Origin of the sequence: Nonomuraea sp. NPDC049504 (assembly GCF_040676845.1) — a bacterium.
GTDB classification, from domain to species: Bacteria; Actinomycetota; Actinomycetes; order Streptosporangiales; family Streptosporangiaceae; genus Nonomuraea; species Nonomuraea salmonea.
The window spans coordinates 22,355-37,316 of record NZ_JBFAPT010000037.1 but is presented as its reverse complement, the minus strand read 5'-3'; the positions used below and the strand labels follow the sequence as shown (position 1 = coordinate 37,316).

Below are 14,962 nucleotides of genomic sequence, written 5' to 3'. Positions count from 1 at the left end.
CCTCCTCATGCGTGGAATGACGCAGCCCCGCACCCGCCGCGACGTCTTCAGGCTGGCCGGTTTCTCGGCGGCCGGACTGGCTCTGGCCGCCTGCGGCGTGCAGGGACAGAAGCAGGCGCCGCCGAAGGCGGACGCGGTGGCCGATTTCTGGGCCAAGCAGACCAAGCACGGCAAGGTCGTCTTCGCGAACTGGCCGGAGTACATGCCCGAGGACAAGGCTCCGCTGGAGCGGTTCTCGAAGGACACCGGCATCGCGTACGAGTACAAAGAGGTCATCCAGGAGAACGCCGATTTCTTCGGCAAGGCCGACCCGGTGCTGCGCGCCGGGCAGTCACTGGGCTACGACATCGTCGTCATGACCAACGGCATCCAGCTCCAGCACATGATCGAGCTGGGCTACGCGATCCCGCTCGACCACTCCAAGCTGCCGAACTTCCAGGCCAACGCCGGGCAGAAGTACAAGGAGCGGTCCTACGACCCGGGCAACAAGTACACGGTGCCGTACACGTCCGGGGTGACCGGCATCGCGTACAACACCGAGTACGTCAAAGAGGACATCACCAGCATCGAGGCGTTGTTCGACCCCAAGTACAAGGGCCGGGTCGGCATGATGAACGACGCCCAGGAGATCGGCAACTTCGGGATGATCGCGCTGGGCATCGACCCGGAGAAGTCGACCGAGGCGGACTGGCGCAAGGCGGGGGAGAAGCTCAAGGCCCAGCGCGATGCCGGAATTGTGCGGAAATATTATGATCAGTCGTATATCGACGCCGTGTCCAAGGGCGACGTCTGGGTGACCATGGCCTGGTCGGGCGACGTCTTCCAGCGCCAGCTCGCCGGCGAGCCCGTCAAGTTCGTGGTGCCCGCCGAGGGCGGCACGATCTGGACCGACAACATGCTCATCCCCAAGGGCGCCGCCAACCCGGTCGACGCGCTCATGCTGATGGACTACCTCTACCAGCCGGCCGTGGCCGCCGAGCTGGACGAGTACATCCAGTTCGTCACCCCGGTCCCGGCCGTGCAGGACCTGCTGAGGGAGAAGGCGAAGACGGCCAAGGGCGAGGACAAGAAGGCCCTGGAGGACATGATCGACAGCCCGCTCATGTTCCCCTCCGAGGCCGACTACGCCAAGCTGCGCACGTACACCACGCTCACCACCCAGCAGGAGCAGGTGTTCAACCCGATCTTCCAGTCGATCACCCAGGCCTGACCATGCGGCGGCTCACCCCCTACCTGCTGGCGCTGCCGAGCTGGCTGTGGCTGGCGATCTTCCTGGTCGTCCCCATGGTGGCGATGGCGTCGGTGTCGCTGCAAACCGGCAACGCCATCGACGGCTTCGCGATGACGTTCAGCTTCTCCAACTACGGCGACGCGCTCGGCCGCTACAGCACCCAGCTCGGCCGCTCGCTCTGGTACGGCGCCCTGGCCACCGCCGCCATGCTCGTCATCGGCTACCCGGTGGCCTACTGGATCGCGTTCAAGGCCGGCACTCGCAAGTCCGTCTACCTGTTCCTGCTCCTGCTGCCGTTCTTCGTCTCGTTCGTGCTGCGCACGATCTCGTGGAACTTCCTGCTGTCGGACAACGGCATCCTGTTCGGCACGCTGAAGGACTGGGGGCTGCTGCCCGGCGACTTCCACGTGCTGGCCACCACGTTCGCGGTGGTCGGCGGGCTGACGTACAACTTCCTGCCGTTCATGATCCTGCCGATCTACGTGGCGCTCGAACGCGTGGACCCGCGCGTGGTCGAGGCCGCCCAGGACCTGTACGCCACCCGCGCCGCCGCCTTCCGCCGGGTGGTGCTGCCGCTGTCGCTGCCCGGGGTGTTCGCCGGGGTGCTGATGACGTTCGTGCCCGCCACGGCCGACCCCATCAACGCGGCCATCCTCGGCGGCACGTCCAACACGATGATCGGCAACATCATCCAGACCGAGTACCTGACCAACCTCGACTACCCGACCGCCTCCGCGCTGTCGTTCACGCTGATGGCCGTGCTGCTGGTCGGCATCTTCGTCTACGCGCGGGCGCTCGGCACCGAGAACGTCCTCGAGGCGGCCGCGCGATGAGGGGCACCAGGGCCGGCGACCGGCTGCTGCACCTCTACACCTGGCTGATCATCATCTGGCTGTCGTCGCCGATCGCCGTGATGATCCTGTTCGGCTTCAACGACAAGCGCAGCAAGTCCAACACCAGCTGGCAGGGCTTCACGCTGCGCTGGTACGCCGAGCTGTTCGACATCTCCGACCTGACCGTGGCGCTGCGCAACTCGCTGGTGATCGCCGTGGTCAGCACCGTCATCACGGTCGTCATCGGCACCATGCTGGGCCTCGCGCTCGGCCGGCACCGCTTCCGCGCCAAAGGCGTGACGAACTTCCTCGTCTTCGCCGCCATCTCCACGCCCGAGCTGGTGATGGGCGCCTCGCTGCTGTCGTTGTTCGTCTCGGGCAACGTGCCGCGCGACTCCCTCACGATCATCGTCTCGCACGTGCTGTTCTCGCTGTCGTTCGTGGTGGTGACGGTGCGGGCGCGGGTCGTCACGCTCGACCCGGCTCTGGAGGAGGCGGCCAGGGACCTGGGCGCGACGGCCTGGGGGACGTTCCGGCAGGTCACGCTGCCGTCGATCCTGCCGGGTGTGCTGGCGGGCGCGATGCTGTCGTTCGCCCTGTCGATCGACGACTACGTGGTCACCAGCTTCGTCAACGGCTCCACCGTCACGTTCCCGCTGTGGATCGTCGGCGCGGTCAAGACCGGTATCCCGCCGCAGGTCAACGTCATGGGTACGCTGATCTTCTGCATCGGGGTGCTGATCGCGATCGCCAACGCGGTCGCGGCCCGGCGGCGCACCTGAGCTCGATCCAGTGATCACATCATGAAGAACTTGTAGGGAAGTGGGATGTGTGGATCCGCTGAAGGCGCTTGCTGACGCGGAGCGCAAGCCGTACTGGCTGGACAGCCCGGCCAGACCCGAGCCGCAGGCGCGGCTCTTCGGACACACCACCGCCGACCTGGTCGTCGTCGGCGGCGGCTTCTCGGGCCTGTGGACGGCCCTGATGGCCAAGGAACGCGACCCCTCGCTCGACGTCGTCCTGCTCGAAGGCCGCAGGATCGGCTGGGCGGCCTCCGGCCGCAACGGCGGGTTCTGCATGGCGACGCTCACCCACGGCCTGGCCAACGGCCTGGAGCGGTGGCCGGAGGAGATCGACAAGCTCGAACGCATGGGCGTCGCCAACCTCGACGAGATCGAGGTCACGCTCAGGCGCTACGGCATCGACTGCTCCTTCGAGCGCACCGGCGAGCTGCACGTCGCCACCGAGCCCTGGCAGGTCGACGCGCTCGGCGAGCACCTCGACCTGATCTCCGACCTCGGGCTCGACTACGTGCCGCTCGACCAGGGCCAGGTGCGCGCCGAGGTCGACTCGCCCACCTACCTGGGCGGGCTGTGGGAGCGCAGCGGCTGCGCCATGCTCGACCCGGCGCGGCTGGCGTGGGGGCTGCGCGAGGCCTGCCTGCGGCTCGGCGTCCGCGTCCACGAGCGCACGCCCGTACGCGCGATGGACGACGACGGCACGACGATCACCCTGCGCACGCCGCACGGCGCGGTCGCCGCCCGCCAGGTGGCGCTCGGCACCGGCGTGTTCCCGCCGCTGCTGCGCCGCCTCAAGCACTTCGTGGTGCCGGTGTACGACTACGTGCTGATGACCGAGCCGTTGACCGCCGGCCGGCTCGCCTCGGTGGGCTGGCGCAACCGGCAGGGCGTGGGCGACTCCGGCAACCAGTTCCACTACTACCGGCTGACCGACGACAACCGCATCCTGTGGGGCGGCTACGACGCCGTCTACTACAACGGCGGCCTGGTCAGGCCCGAGTACGAGCAGCGCGACGAGACGTTCGTCAAGCTCGCGGGCCACTTCTACGACACGTTCCCGCAGCTCGCCGAGGTGCGTTTCACCCATCGGTGGGGCGGCGTGATCGACACCTGCAGCCGCTTCAGCGCCTTCTACGGCCAGGCGCACGGCGGCCGGCTGGTCTACGCGGCCGGCTACACCGGCATGGGCGTCGGCGCCACCCGCTTCGGCGCGAACGTCATGCTCGACCTGCTGTCCGGCAAGCCGACCGAGCGGACCGAGCTGCGCATGGTCAAGGAGAAGCCGATCCCGTTCCCGCCCGAGCCGGTGCGGTCCGGCGTCATCCAGTTCACCCGCTGGTCGATCGCGCAGGCCGACCAGCACCAGGGCAGACGCAACCTGTGGTTGCGCGCGCTCGACCGGATGGGGCTGGGCTTCGACTCCTAGCGCCGCTCCTGGCAACGGCGTGCTGAAGGTATGGCCAGGAAACCCTGGTGTGAGGGATAGGCCCCGAGTGCCGGGCATGTTCCCGTACGACCCCCGTCGAGCTTGCGGGGGTTGGTGGCGTGCGTGCGAGATGGGTGGCCGGGCTGAGCCTGGTGCTCGTGGCCGGATGCGGGAGCGAACCCGCGCCCGTGGTGCCCGCTTCGGTGGGGCGGGTCGTCCGGCCGCCGGTCAAGGTGGCGCGCTGCCTGCTGTCGTTCTCCAACCCGCGCGGCGCGGCCCTGGCGCGCGCCCGGCTGCAGCGTGACATCGCCCGCTACCTGGCCGGCCGTCCCGGCCACATCGTCTACGGCGCGCTCGACCTGGTCACCGGCGTCCGGCTGGGCCAGGGCGAGCACCAGAACGACATGATCACCGCCAGCGGCGCGAAGGTGGACATCCTCGTCGCGCTGCTGCACCGGCGCGACGACGGGCTCGGCGAGGGCGAGCGCGACCTGGCGGAACGCATGATCAAGGAGAGCGACAACGGCGCCGCCGACGCGCTGTGGTCGCGCGTGGCCGGCTCCATGAGCGGCCTCTACCGCGAGCTCGGCATGCGGGAGACCACGCCGGGCCCCAGCCGGTTCTGGGGCGGCACCAAGACCAGCCCCGCCGACCGCATCCGGCTGATGCGGGTGCTGGTCAAGGGCGGTCGCGGGCTGACGAGGGCCGACCGGCGCACGGTGCTGGAGCTGATGGAGCAGGTGCAGCAGGACCAGGCGTGGGGCGTCAGCGCGGCGGCCAGGCCAGGCGACCGGGTGGCGCTCAAGAACGGCTGGACGCCCCGGCCGTTCATCCAGAACACGTGGGCCGTGACCAGCTACGGGCGAGTGGCGGGGCCGGGGCGCGACCTGCTGCTGTCGGTGCAGACCGACCGGCAGCCGGGGGAGGGGGCGGGCATCCAGACCATCGAGGGCGTCGCCCGGATGATCGGGGGCCGGCTCGACGGCCTGTCGCCCACGACCGTCCGGCCGTGCCCCACCAACCCCATCCTCTGACGCCGCCGGTCAGGAGTGCGCCGCCGTCAGGACCTCCTCCGGGATGACCTTCGGCACGCCGCGCAGGCCCACCAGCGCCAGCAGCGCCACCAGGGCCAGCAGGCCGGCCGTGACGTACGACGCCAGGTGCACGCCGTCGAGGAAGGCCGTCTGCGCGGCGCGTACGAGGTCGGCCGCCTGACCCGCCGGCAGGCTCTGCGCCACGGCGATCGCGCTCGCCAGCGACTCCCGCGCCGCCCCTCCCGTCACCCCGCCCGTCAAGCCGGCGGGCAGCTCCAGGTTGCTCCGGTAGGCGCTGGTCAGCACCGTGCCCAGCACCGCGATGCCGAGCGCGCCGCCCAGCTCGAACGCCGTCTCCGACACCGCGGCCGCGGCCCCCGCACGCTGCCGTGGCGCCGTCGCCAGCACGTTGTCGTTGTTGACGGTGAAGGCGAACCCGACGCCGACCCCGCCCACGATCAGCGCGGGGAGCAGCGTGAGGTAGTTCAGCTCGGTGCCGAGCGTCGTGTAGTAGAGGAACGAGCCCGCGTTCATCGCCAGGCCGAGCGCGACCACGCCGTTCCTGCCCAGCAGCGGGATCAGCCGGGCGGCCAGCACGCCGCCGACCGCGCCGCTCAGCCCGCCGGGCAGCTGCGCCAGGCCCGCCATCAGCGGCGACCAGCCCAGCACGAGCTGCAGGTACCAGGCGAACATCAGCATCATCGCCGACATCGCGAAGATCGCCAGCAGGTTCGTCAGGATCGACGCGCTGAACGCCCTGCGGGCGAAGAGCCGTACGTCGATCAGCGGCTCGGCCAGCCGCCGCTGCCGCCACCAGAACCACCCGAGCAGCACGATCCCGCCCGCCCCCGCCACCAGCACGTCCGCGTGATCGACGCCCTTGTTCGCGGCCTCCTTGAGCGCGTAGACGGCGCCGACGATGCCCGCGAACGACAGGCCCACGCTCAGCAGGTCCAGCCGGCCCGCGTGCGGGTTACGCGACTCGGGCAGCACCAGCCAGCCGCCCACCAGCACCACCGCCATGACCGGCACGTTGATCAGGAACACCGAGCCCCACCAGAAGTGATCCAGCAGCAGGCCGCCCACCACCGGGCCGATCGCGAAGCCCGCCGCGCTCATGCCACTCCAGATGCCGATCGCGGCCGTGCGCTCGCCCGGCTCGGTGAACACGTTCCTGATGATGGACAGCGTGGACGGCATGATGGTCGCGCCCGCCACGCCCAGCAGCGCCCGCGCCGCGATCAGCAGCTCGGGGGTGGGAGCGTACGCGGTCACCACGGAGGCGGCGCCGAACGCGGCCGCGCCGATCAGCAGCAGCCGCTTACGGCCGACGCGGTCGCCCAGGTTGCCCATGGTGACCAGCAGGCCCGCCAGGGCGAAGCCGTAGATGTCGCCGATCCACAGCACCTGCGTCGAGCCGGCGCCGAGGTCGGCGGCCAGGCTGGGCAGGGCCAGGTGCAGGACCGTCAGGTCGAGGGAGAGCAGCAGCGTGGCCAGGCAGGCGATGGCCAGGCAGGCCCACGGATTCTTCACGCTTGTCATGCCGCCCACTCTCGGCGTGCGCCCTGACCACCCGCCTACCGCCCGCTGACCGCCACCCGATCAGCGGGAGGTCTTCCCGTCGCCGGCCTCCCCGTCGCCGGTCTCCCCGTCGCCGGTCTCCCCGTCGCCGGCCTCTCCGCCGCCTGCCGGCTCGCCGGCCGTGTCGAGGCGGGTGAGGGCCGTTTCGATGCGCTCCCAGGTGTCTCCTGTGCTGTACCAGCTGCGGGGGCACGCCTCGCGGGCGCGTACCAGCAGGTCGCGGGCCGTGCCGAAGTCACCGTCAGCGGTGGCCGCCTCGCCGAGGCCGAGCAGCGCCCACGCCCTGATCTCCATCGAGCCCTTCATCCGCGCCAGCTCCGCCGCCTCCCGGTAGTCGGCCCGCGCGCCTTCGAGGTCGTCCAAATACGCGAGCGCGTCGCCGCGCCGGCACAGCGCCTCCCCGATCTCCGTGTACGCCCGCAGCTCCCGCGCCACCTCCAGCGCCTCGTCGGCCAGCGCCAGCGCACCCCGGTGGTCGGCCTGCGACTGCCGCAGGTTCCCGAGCCCCGACAGCACCAGCACGATGCCCCACCGCTCCCCGATCCTCCTGAACGCGGCCAGGCTGCGTTCGAACTCGGCCACCGCCTCGTCCGTGCGGCCGAGGACCTGCAGCAGGAACGCCCGGCCGGTGTAGGCCAGCGACTGCTGCCAGGGCGGGAGCCGGTCCCCGTAGCGGCCGAGCAGGTCGTACGTCATGGCGAAGTCCGACGGCGGGCCCGTGAACATCGACAGCAGCATCATCAGGAACTCCACCCGCTTCGGCAGCCACTCGATCGGCAGCAGCGCCTGCACTTCGCTCAGCTGCGAGCGCAGCTCCTCGTCCGATCTGCCGTTCCAGGCCGAGACGAGCACGCACATCGCGAACTCCTCGTCCATGCCGGGCAGGCGTCTCTCACCCAGCGCCGACAGCAGCCCGTCGGCCAGGTGGGAGCTGGCCGAGCGGTGGCCGCGCATCCACCAGTAGCAGGCGCTGTGGGCCAGCAGCCGGAACCCCAGCTCCAGATGCCCCGCCTCGGTGGCCCAGCGCACGGCCGCGTCGAGGTCGTCGCTCTCCTCGTCCACCCTGGCCAGCCAGACGAGCTGCTCGGACGTGCGCAGCAGCGGGTCGGTCGCGAGCATGAAGTCCAGGTAGTGGCGGGCGTGGGCGTGGCGGATCTCCTCGGCCTCGCCCGACTCCTCCAGCCGTTCGAGGCAGAACGCCCTGATGGTGGCGAGCATCCTGAAGCGGCCGTCCACGTACTCGACCAGCGACTTCTCCGTCAGCGAGAACAGCACGTCCTCCGGCAGCCCGCACACCCGCTCGGCCGCCTCCGGCCGCGCGCCGCCCGCGAACACGCTCAGCCGCCTGGCCATCAGCCGCTCGTCCTCGGTCAGCAGGTCCCAGCTCCAGGCGACCACCGCGCGCAACGTCTGGTGGCGGGGCAGCGCCGTACGGCTGCCGCGGGTCAGCAGCCGGAACCGGTCGTCGAGCCGGGCCGCGACCTCGGCCACCGGGAGGGTGCGCAGCCTGGCCGCGGCCAGCTCGATCGCCAGGGGCAGGCCGTCGAGGGCGTGGCAGATCCGTACGACGTGGGCCCGGTTGTCCTCGTCCACCGCGAACCCCGGACGGACCGCCGCCGCCCGGTCGGTGAACAGCCTGACCGCCGGGTAGCCGAGCGGGTCGTCCGCCTCGGGCGGGGGCAGCCGCAGCGGCGTCACCGGCAGGACCGACTCGCCCGTGATGCCCAGCGCCTCGCGGCTGGTCGCCAGCACGCGCAGGCGGGGGCAGGCGGCCAGCAGGTGGTCGGTCAGTTCGGCCGTCTCCGTCACCAGGTGCTCGCAGTTGTCCAGGATCAGCAGCAGCTCCCGGTCGGCCAGGGCGGCCACCAGCCTGTCCACGGGATCGACGCGGGAGCGCTCGTGGCCGTGCAGCAGGGCGTCGCGGATGTCCAGCGCCGCCAGCACCGCCTGGGGCACGCCGCCGGAGACGGGCGCGAGCGGCACGAAGTACACCTCGCCAGGCTCCCTGGCCGCCGCCTCCATCGCCAGCCGCGTCTTCCCCGCCCCACCGGCCCCGATGAGGGAGACCAACCGCCCGTCCCGCAGGCTCGCCCCCACCCGATCGAGCTCTTCAGCCCTGCCGACGAAACTGGTCAGCTGACTCCGCAACCCCACCCGCATCGGCCCGGCGGGGTCGGTGCGGGGGTGGGTGGGTGAGACGGCGGGGGTGGGCGGGGATGAGGGGGCGCGGGGTGTGAGTGAGGGGTCGGCGCGGAGGACGGCCAGGTGGGCGGCGGTCAGGTCGGGGCCGGGGTCGATGCCCAGCTCCTCGTCGAGCAGTTTCCTGGCCTCCTCGTAGACGGTCAGGGCCTCGGCCTGACGGCCGCTGCCGTACAGGGCGCGCATGAGCTGGGCGCGCAGCCGTTCGCGCAGCGGGTGGGCGGCGGTGAGGCGGGTCAGCTCGGCCACCAGCTCCCGGTGCCGTCCGAGCGCGAGGTCGGCCTGGACGCGGTCCTCGGTGGCGGCCAGGCGCAGCTCCTCCAGAGCGGCAGCGGCGGCCTCGGCGTGCGGGGCGTCGGCGAGCGGCGCGCCGTGCCACAGGTCGAGCCCGGCGCGCAGCAGCGCCGCGGCCCGCTCGGGGTCGCCGCCGGCCAGCGCCTGCCGCCCGTCGCGGATGAGCAGCTCGAAGCGGCGGGCGTCGACGTCCTCGGGGTCGGCGACCAGCCGGTAGCCGGCCGGGTGGAACTCGACGCGGTCGCGGCCCAGCGCCCGCCGCAGCCGGGAGACCTGGGACTGCAGCGCGTTGGCCACGCCCTCGGGAGGGCGGGCGCCGTACATGCCGTCCACCAGATGCCCGGCGGTGACGATGCGGCCCGCGTCGAGGGCGAGCAGGGTCAGCAGGGCGCGTACGCGGGGCCCGCCCAGCTCCACCGGCTCGCCGTCCGCCTGCCACGCGGTGGTGGGTCCGAGGATCTGGAAGCGCATACCTCCGATTATCCCGGCAGCCGGGCCACTATTTCCTGGTACGTCGGGATCGGTGGCGCCGGCTCCCCTCGGACGCCGAGCGCGGTCGCCACGGCCGCCCCCAGCGCGGCCCGGTAGAGCAGCGACCCGGTGCTCACCCTGGCCACGCCGGCCTCGGCCAGCCGCGCGAGGGAAGGACCACTCGGCTGGTAGAGGACGTTGACCGGCAGCGGCGTGGCCGCCACCACCTCGGCGATCGCGCCGGGGTCGCTCAGTCCCGGCACGAAGATCCCGTCGGCGTGCCCGTACGCGCGGACCCGTTCAAGGGTGTCGCCGGTCCCCAGCCAGCACGTGTCCGTACGGGCGTTGACGAACACCCCGTGGCCCTTGGCGGCCTCGATGACGCGCTGGTGCAGCTCGATCGGGCGCAGGGTGCCGTCGGGCCTGCCGTCCTCCAGGTTGACGCCCGCGACGCCGAGCGCGGCGAGGCAGGACACCAGGTCGGCCACCTCGGAGGGGTCGTCGCTGAACCCGCCCTCGATGTCCACGGTCACCAGGACGCCGAGTCCGCTGATCGTCTCGGCCAGCTCGATCGTCTCGGCCTTGGTGGCGCCGGCCGCGTCCGGTCTGCCGTGAACGGCGGAGACGCCCAGGCTCGTCGTCCCAATCGCGGGGAAACCGTGGGCGGCCAGGAGCGCGGCGGAGCCGTAGTCCCAGGCGTTGGGCAGCAGGAGGGGGTCGCCGGGCCGGTGCAGGTCATGGAAGTTCACGGGACCAGCCCTTCCAGGACACCGGCGGCCAGCGCGAGCGCATGGGCAGGCCCAGGACAGGGCCGCACGCCGTAGCCGAAGGTCAGGTGCGGGGAGCTCCCGCCGTGCGGCGAGTCCTCGGGGTGCGGGGAGTGCCGGCGGTGGAGGTCGAAGCGGCCGGGGTCGGGGAACACCGACGGGTCGCGGTTGGCGGAGACCAGGTCGATCGTCACCTCGTCCCCGGTCAGCGTGTCCACCCGGCGGGTCACCGTCAGCGGCGGATCGTGCCTGAGCGTCTCGCGCAGCAGCGCGTCCACGTCCTGGCCGGGCGTGCGGTGGCGCAGGGCGTGCTCGATGAGGGTCTCGGTGGCGGTGTGGGCCTGGAGAAGCAGGGTGATCTCCGGGATGCCGGCAGAGGCGAGCAGCTTGGCGACGGCGGTGTCAGCGGCAGGGCCACCCGAGCCCGACAGGTAGCCGGCCGCGGCGTCGGCCACGGGGGAGGCGTCCTCGACACCGAGCGCGGCCCCGAGCACCGTCGTGGGCACCCCGCGCCAGTCGCCGCCGCGCCTCCGGGTCAGGTCACGGGCATCGGCGCGCAGCCCGGCCGGGTCGATGCCGTCGAGCAGCGCGACCAGGTCGAGGCGGCGCTCGTCGTGCGTCGTGCCGGTGCTGAACCGCGACACCCGGGCGCGCAGCCAGGCCAGCGTCCCCTCGGGGGCGTCCTGGGCGACGGGCGGCGGCACGTACCGGGGGTCGGCGAGCACCGCCGAAGCGTCGGCATGGCGTGTGATGAGCATGGGTCCACGCTAGGGCGGCGTTCCTTCGGCCCCCGTCGAAGTGTGGCCGTCACGCGGCCAGCCGCTCCTGCTCGCCGGGCCGCTCGGGGTGCCCGGGCGGCGGGCCGGTCAGCGAGCCGGTGATCGGGCCCGTGTCCGTGCTCGCGGGGTCGTGAGCGGTCCTGACGGCGGGCCGGCCGGTCGCGACGGCCAGCGCCATGGCGACGAGCAGCCCCATCTCGGCCAGCACCACGGCCCGCTCCAGCAGCCCGTAGTAGGCCGCGCCTCCGATGAGCGGCGAGGTGAACGAGGCGGGATGCGCGGCCAGGTAGACCGCCAGCGACACCCCGGAGGCCATGGCCATCGCGCGTACGGCGTTCCAGCGCGGCGCGCCACCCCGGCCCCTGGCCAGGGTCCAGCCCGCGACCGGCAGGGAGGTGAAGACGACGGCCGCCGACCAGCGGTGGATCTCGCCGGACAGCGAGCCCACCTGGGAGGTGCCCGGGTCGGTCGGGAAGATCGCGCTCATCATCAGCCCGGCCGCGCCGGCCAGCAGCAGGACCCGGGTCGCCGCGGTCCGCGCCGGGTCGGAGGCGGCCAGCCCGTACGCGAGACTCAGGCACGCTCCCGCGAGTGCCAGCATCCCGACCAGCACGGGCAGCAGCCCGCCGGAGACCAGCGCGTAGTCGCTGAGCAGCACCTGCGAGGGCAGCGCCACCTGCGCGTAGGCCAGCGCGCCCGCCGATGCCACGGTGAGCAGCACGGTGCTCCAGAAGATCTGCTTCAGCGTCATCGGCCGACCTCGTCGTAGATGCGCTCGAACCTGGCGAGCGACGTCTGGTCGTCGTGCGTGAGCGCCAGCTCCCTGCTGGCCCGGCCCAGCTTGGCCCGCAGCTCGTCGTCCACCAGGATCGTGGTCAGGTGCCTGGCCAGCGCGACGACATCGCCGGGCTCGTAGAGGTAGCCGTTGGAGTCGACCAGGTGCGGCAGCGCCATCGCGTCGGCGGCGACGACGGGCAGCCCCGAGGCCATGGCCTCCAGCGTCGCGATGCTCTGCAGCTCGGCGATGCCCGGCATGCCGAACACGTCGGCGGCGGCGAACGCCTGCGGCATCGACTCGTCGGGCACGAACCCGAGGAAGAAGACCCTGTCCTGCACGCCGATGCGCTTGGCGAGGCGTTCGAGCACCTCCCGCTGGTTGCCCTTGCCGACGAACGCGAGCTGGGCGTCGGTGTCGTTGAGCACCAGCGGGAGGGCGCGTACCAGCTCGTCGAGGTGCTTCTCCTCGTCGAGGCGGCCGACGAACAGCACGGTGGGCCGGTCGGGCAGGTCGAAGGACCTGCGGGCCCACGACTTGGGCTCGGGCCGCGGGTGGAACCTGGTCAGGTCGATGCCGCAGGAGACCGGCTCGACCTCCCTGCGGAAGCCCTGGTCGGCGAGGAGCTTGGCGGCCAGCGGGGTGGGCGTGGTGATGTGGTCGGCCCGCTTGAAGATCCGGCTGAAGTCGCGCCAGGCGAGCCTGCCCGCCTGCTCGCGCAGCCGCGCGGGGATGTGGGCGAACTGGAACAGGTTGTCGGGCATGAAGTGGTTGGTGGCGACGATCGGCACCCCGGCGCGGCGGGCGGCGGCGATGGCGGCCCTGCCGACCACGAAGTGGCCCTGGGTGTGCAGCACGTCGGGCTTGATGTCGGCGACCAGCCGGTCGAGCCTGGTCGGCACGGTCACCCGCATGGTCGGGTGGACCAGGATCGGCGCCGAGCGCAATCGGTGCACAACCACGCCGTCCTCGACGTCGGCGCCGGCTCGCCCGGTCTCCGACTGGCAGATCACGTGCACCTCGTTGCCCCGCGCGGCCAGTCCGGTGGCCAGGCGGTGGGTGAAGTAGGCGGCGCCGTTGACGTCCGGCGGGTAGGTGTCGGTCGAGATCAGCACGCGGCGCGGCCGCTCGGGGGCGGGGCCGAGGTCGGGGACGCGGGGGACGCTGTGCAGAGGCATGGCCATGTGAGATGACTCCGTTTTCACCGGTTGCGGGGGGACAGCGGGGGCAGATTCGTGCAGGGACATCAGCGGGTCTCCAGCGGGCTCGTTCTGGCCAGGGCCACGGTGCCCGCGGCGGTCAGCAGCGCCGCCACGACGGGCAGCACTCCGGTCGGCACCGGCTCGCCGAGCAGCAGCGCGCCGAACGCGACCGCGGTCAGCGGGTCGGCGATCTGCAGGGCGGCGAAGGAGACGCCGAAGTGCCCGACGGCGTAGGCACGCTGCAGCATCACGAGCGCCAGCAGGGCGGGGACCGGCAGCGCCAGCAGGTACAGCCAGTTCCATTCGCCGTCCACCAGGACGCGCATGAGCGTCGCGGTGGCGCCGTACAGGACGCCTGAGCTGGTGGCGAGCAGGGCCGCGCGGCCGGCGGGCGAGGCGACCTTCGAGGCGGCCCACAGCAGGACCGCCGCGACGCCGGCCACGCCGAGCAGCGTCAGCACGCCGTCGGGGTCGAGGTGGGTGGGGCCGTCGGACTCCGGCACCAGCAGCACCAGCCCGATCAGCCCGGCCGCGACCACGCCCGCCGCCGCCAGCTCCTTGCGCTCCGGCTTGCGGTTGTGCAGCGTGGCGGCGAGGGGCAGCGCGAACAGCAGGCTGGCCACGCCCATCGGCTGGACGACGGTCAGCGGGCCGAGCCCGAGTGCGACGATGTGCAGGCCACCACCGGCGAGGATGGACGCGCCGCCGATCAGCCAGCGCGGCCTGCGCAGCAGGACGAGCAGCCCAGGCTTGGCGGTGCCGACCGCCTCGAACTGCTGCAGGGCGGCTCCGAGCGCGAAGAACAGCGAACCGACCAGGGCGATCACCGCGGCCAGCACAGTCATTGCGCACTCCTTTCCAACGGATGGTGACCTGGCAGGGTCAAAGGGATGTGTCCACCGGAAGGCGGTCAGCGGAAGCCTTGGTGGCGCGCCGCTTCCTGACCCAGCGCACGACCTCGACCGCGACGGTGATGGACACCGCGATGCCGAGGCCGAGCAGCAGGCCCTTGATGGGGTCGTTCTCGAACGCCATCCCGCCGAAGAAGCCGATCAGCCCGGAGTACAGGCCCCACGAGCCCGCCGCGATCGCGTCGAAGAAGGTGAACGAGCGCAGCGGATGCCGTACGGCGCCCATGGTCAGCGTGGTCGCGGTACGCCCGCCCGGGATGTACCTGGCGACGACCAGGACCAGCCCGCCGCGCTCCGCCAGGGCGTTGCGCGCCCAGACGAACGCCTTCTTCTCCCGCAGCCGCCCCCCTGACCGGTGGCCGATCAGGTAGGAGATGTGGTCGCCGGCGAACGCGCCCAGGGCGGCGACCACGATGACCAGGGCCAGGTTGGTCTGGCCCGAGGCGGCGAAGACCGCCGCGGTGATCACGGACGTCTCGGCCGGCACGATCGGGAAGAACCCGTCGAGCAGCGCGAGCCCGAACAGCGCGACATACAGCCACGGCGACGACATCACCTGCTCGACCAGGTCGAGGATGGCGTGCGACATGAGCGTGTACTCCGATCGTTAGGGGCACCACACAGCCTGTCTGTGCGGGGGTCTCCGGGGTATCGGGGAT

At 72.0% G+C, this 14,962-nt stretch carries 13 protein-coding genes; 5 read left to right on the top strand and 8 right to left on the bottom strand.

Annotation, left to right across the window (positions count from 1 at the left end; all coding sequences use genetic code 11):
- Positions 1 to 16: 16 nt before the first annotated feature.
- The 5 genes from AB0K28_RS44975 to AB0K28_RS44955 all read left to right on the top strand — a co-directional run bounded on the left by AB0K28_RS44975 (position 17) and on the right by AB0K28_RS44955 (position 5,324).
- Entirely contained in the window at positions 17 to 1,210 is a 1,194-nt protein-coding gene (locus tag AB0K28_RS44975) for a spermidine/putrescine ABC transporter substrate-binding protein (protein WP_345398081.1), read from the top strand.
- Between the two features lie 2 nt (positions 1,211 to 1,212).
- Complete coding sequence (locus tag AB0K28_RS44970; RefSeq protein WP_345398084.1) at positions 1,213 to 2,064, top strand: ABC transporter permease; 852 nt, start codon at positions 1,213 to 1,215, stop codon at positions 2,062 to 2,064.
- Positions 2,061 to 2,846 (top strand): ABC transporter permease, encoded by a 786-nt coding sequence (locus tag AB0K28_RS44965; protein WP_345398088.1) that lies wholly within the window; start codon positions 2,061 to 2,063, stop codon positions 2,844 to 2,846. Before AB0K28_RS44970 ends, AB0K28_RS44965 begins: the two co-directional genes overlap by 4 nt.
- A 49-nt stretch (positions 2,847 to 2,895) precedes the next feature.
- A complete protein-coding gene (locus AB0K28_RS44960) occupies positions 2,896 to 4,290 on the top strand; it encodes an FAD-dependent oxidoreductase (RefSeq protein WP_364382920.1) in 1,395 nt (464 codons plus the stop codon).
- Between the two features lie 119 nt (positions 4,291 to 4,409).
- Positions 4,410 to 5,324: a serine hydrolase gene (locus tag AB0K28_RS44955; RefSeq protein WP_345398091.1), complete on the top strand. Its 915-nt coding sequence runs from the start codon at positions 4,410 to 4,412 to the stop codon at positions 5,322 to 5,324.
- A gap of 9 nt (positions 5,325 to 5,333) precedes the next feature.
- Here the strand turns inward: AB0K28_RS44955 and AB0K28_RS44950 are convergent, their stop codons facing one another.
- From AB0K28_RS44950 to AB0K28_RS44915, 8 genes are all read right to left on the bottom strand, one after another.
- Complete coding sequence (locus tag AB0K28_RS44950; RefSeq protein ID WP_364382915.1) at positions 5,334 to 6,866, bottom strand: MFS transporter; 1,533 nt, start codon at positions 6,864 to 6,866, stop codon at positions 5,334 to 5,336.
- A gap of 60 nt (positions 6,867 to 6,926) precedes the next feature.
- Positions 6,927 to 9,869, bottom strand: coding sequence for a BTAD domain-containing putative transcriptional regulator (locus AB0K28_RS44945; protein ID WP_364382912.1), 2,943 nt, complete (start codon positions 9,867 to 9,869; stop codon positions 6,927 to 6,929).
- A gap of 8 nt (positions 9,870 to 9,877) precedes the next feature.
- Positions 9,878 to 10,618, bottom strand: a complete 741-nt coding sequence (locus AB0K28_RS44940) for an isocitrate lyase/phosphoenolpyruvate mutase family protein (protein WP_364382909.1) — start codon at positions 10,616 to 10,618, stop codon at positions 9,878 to 9,880.
- Entirely contained in the window at positions 10,615 to 11,394 is a 780-nt protein-coding gene (locus tag AB0K28_RS44935; RefSeq protein ID WP_364382906.1) for a cytochrome P450, read from the bottom strand. Before AB0K28_RS44935 ends, AB0K28_RS44940 begins: the two co-directional genes overlap by 4 nt.
- Before the next feature lie 49 nt (positions 11,395 to 11,443).
- Complete coding sequence (locus tag AB0K28_RS44930) at positions 11,444 to 12,166, bottom strand: DUF998 domain-containing protein (RefSeq protein ID WP_345398103.1); 723 nt, start codon at positions 12,164 to 12,166, stop codon at positions 11,444 to 11,446.
- Positions 12,163 to 13,368 carry a glycosyltransferase gene (locus AB0K28_RS44925; RefSeq protein ID WP_364383044.1) on the bottom strand — a complete coding sequence of 402 codons (1,206 nt, stop codon included), beginning with the start codon at positions 13,366 to 13,368 and terminating at the stop codon, positions 12,163 to 12,165. The genes AB0K28_RS44930 and AB0K28_RS44925 overlap by 4 nt, the downstream gene beginning before the upstream one ends.
- Before the next feature lie 68 nt (positions 13,369 to 13,436).
- Entirely contained in the window at positions 13,437 to 14,237 is an 801-nt protein-coding gene (locus AB0K28_RS44920; protein ID WP_364382901.1) for a DMT family transporter, read from the bottom strand.
- A gap of 37 nt (positions 14,238 to 14,274) precedes the next feature.
- Positions 14,275 to 14,892: a DedA family protein gene (locus tag AB0K28_RS44915; protein ID WP_345398112.1), complete on the bottom strand. Its 618-nt coding sequence runs from the start codon at positions 14,890 to 14,892 to the stop codon at positions 14,275 to 14,277.
- Positions 14,893 to 14,962 lie beyond the last annotated feature (70 nt).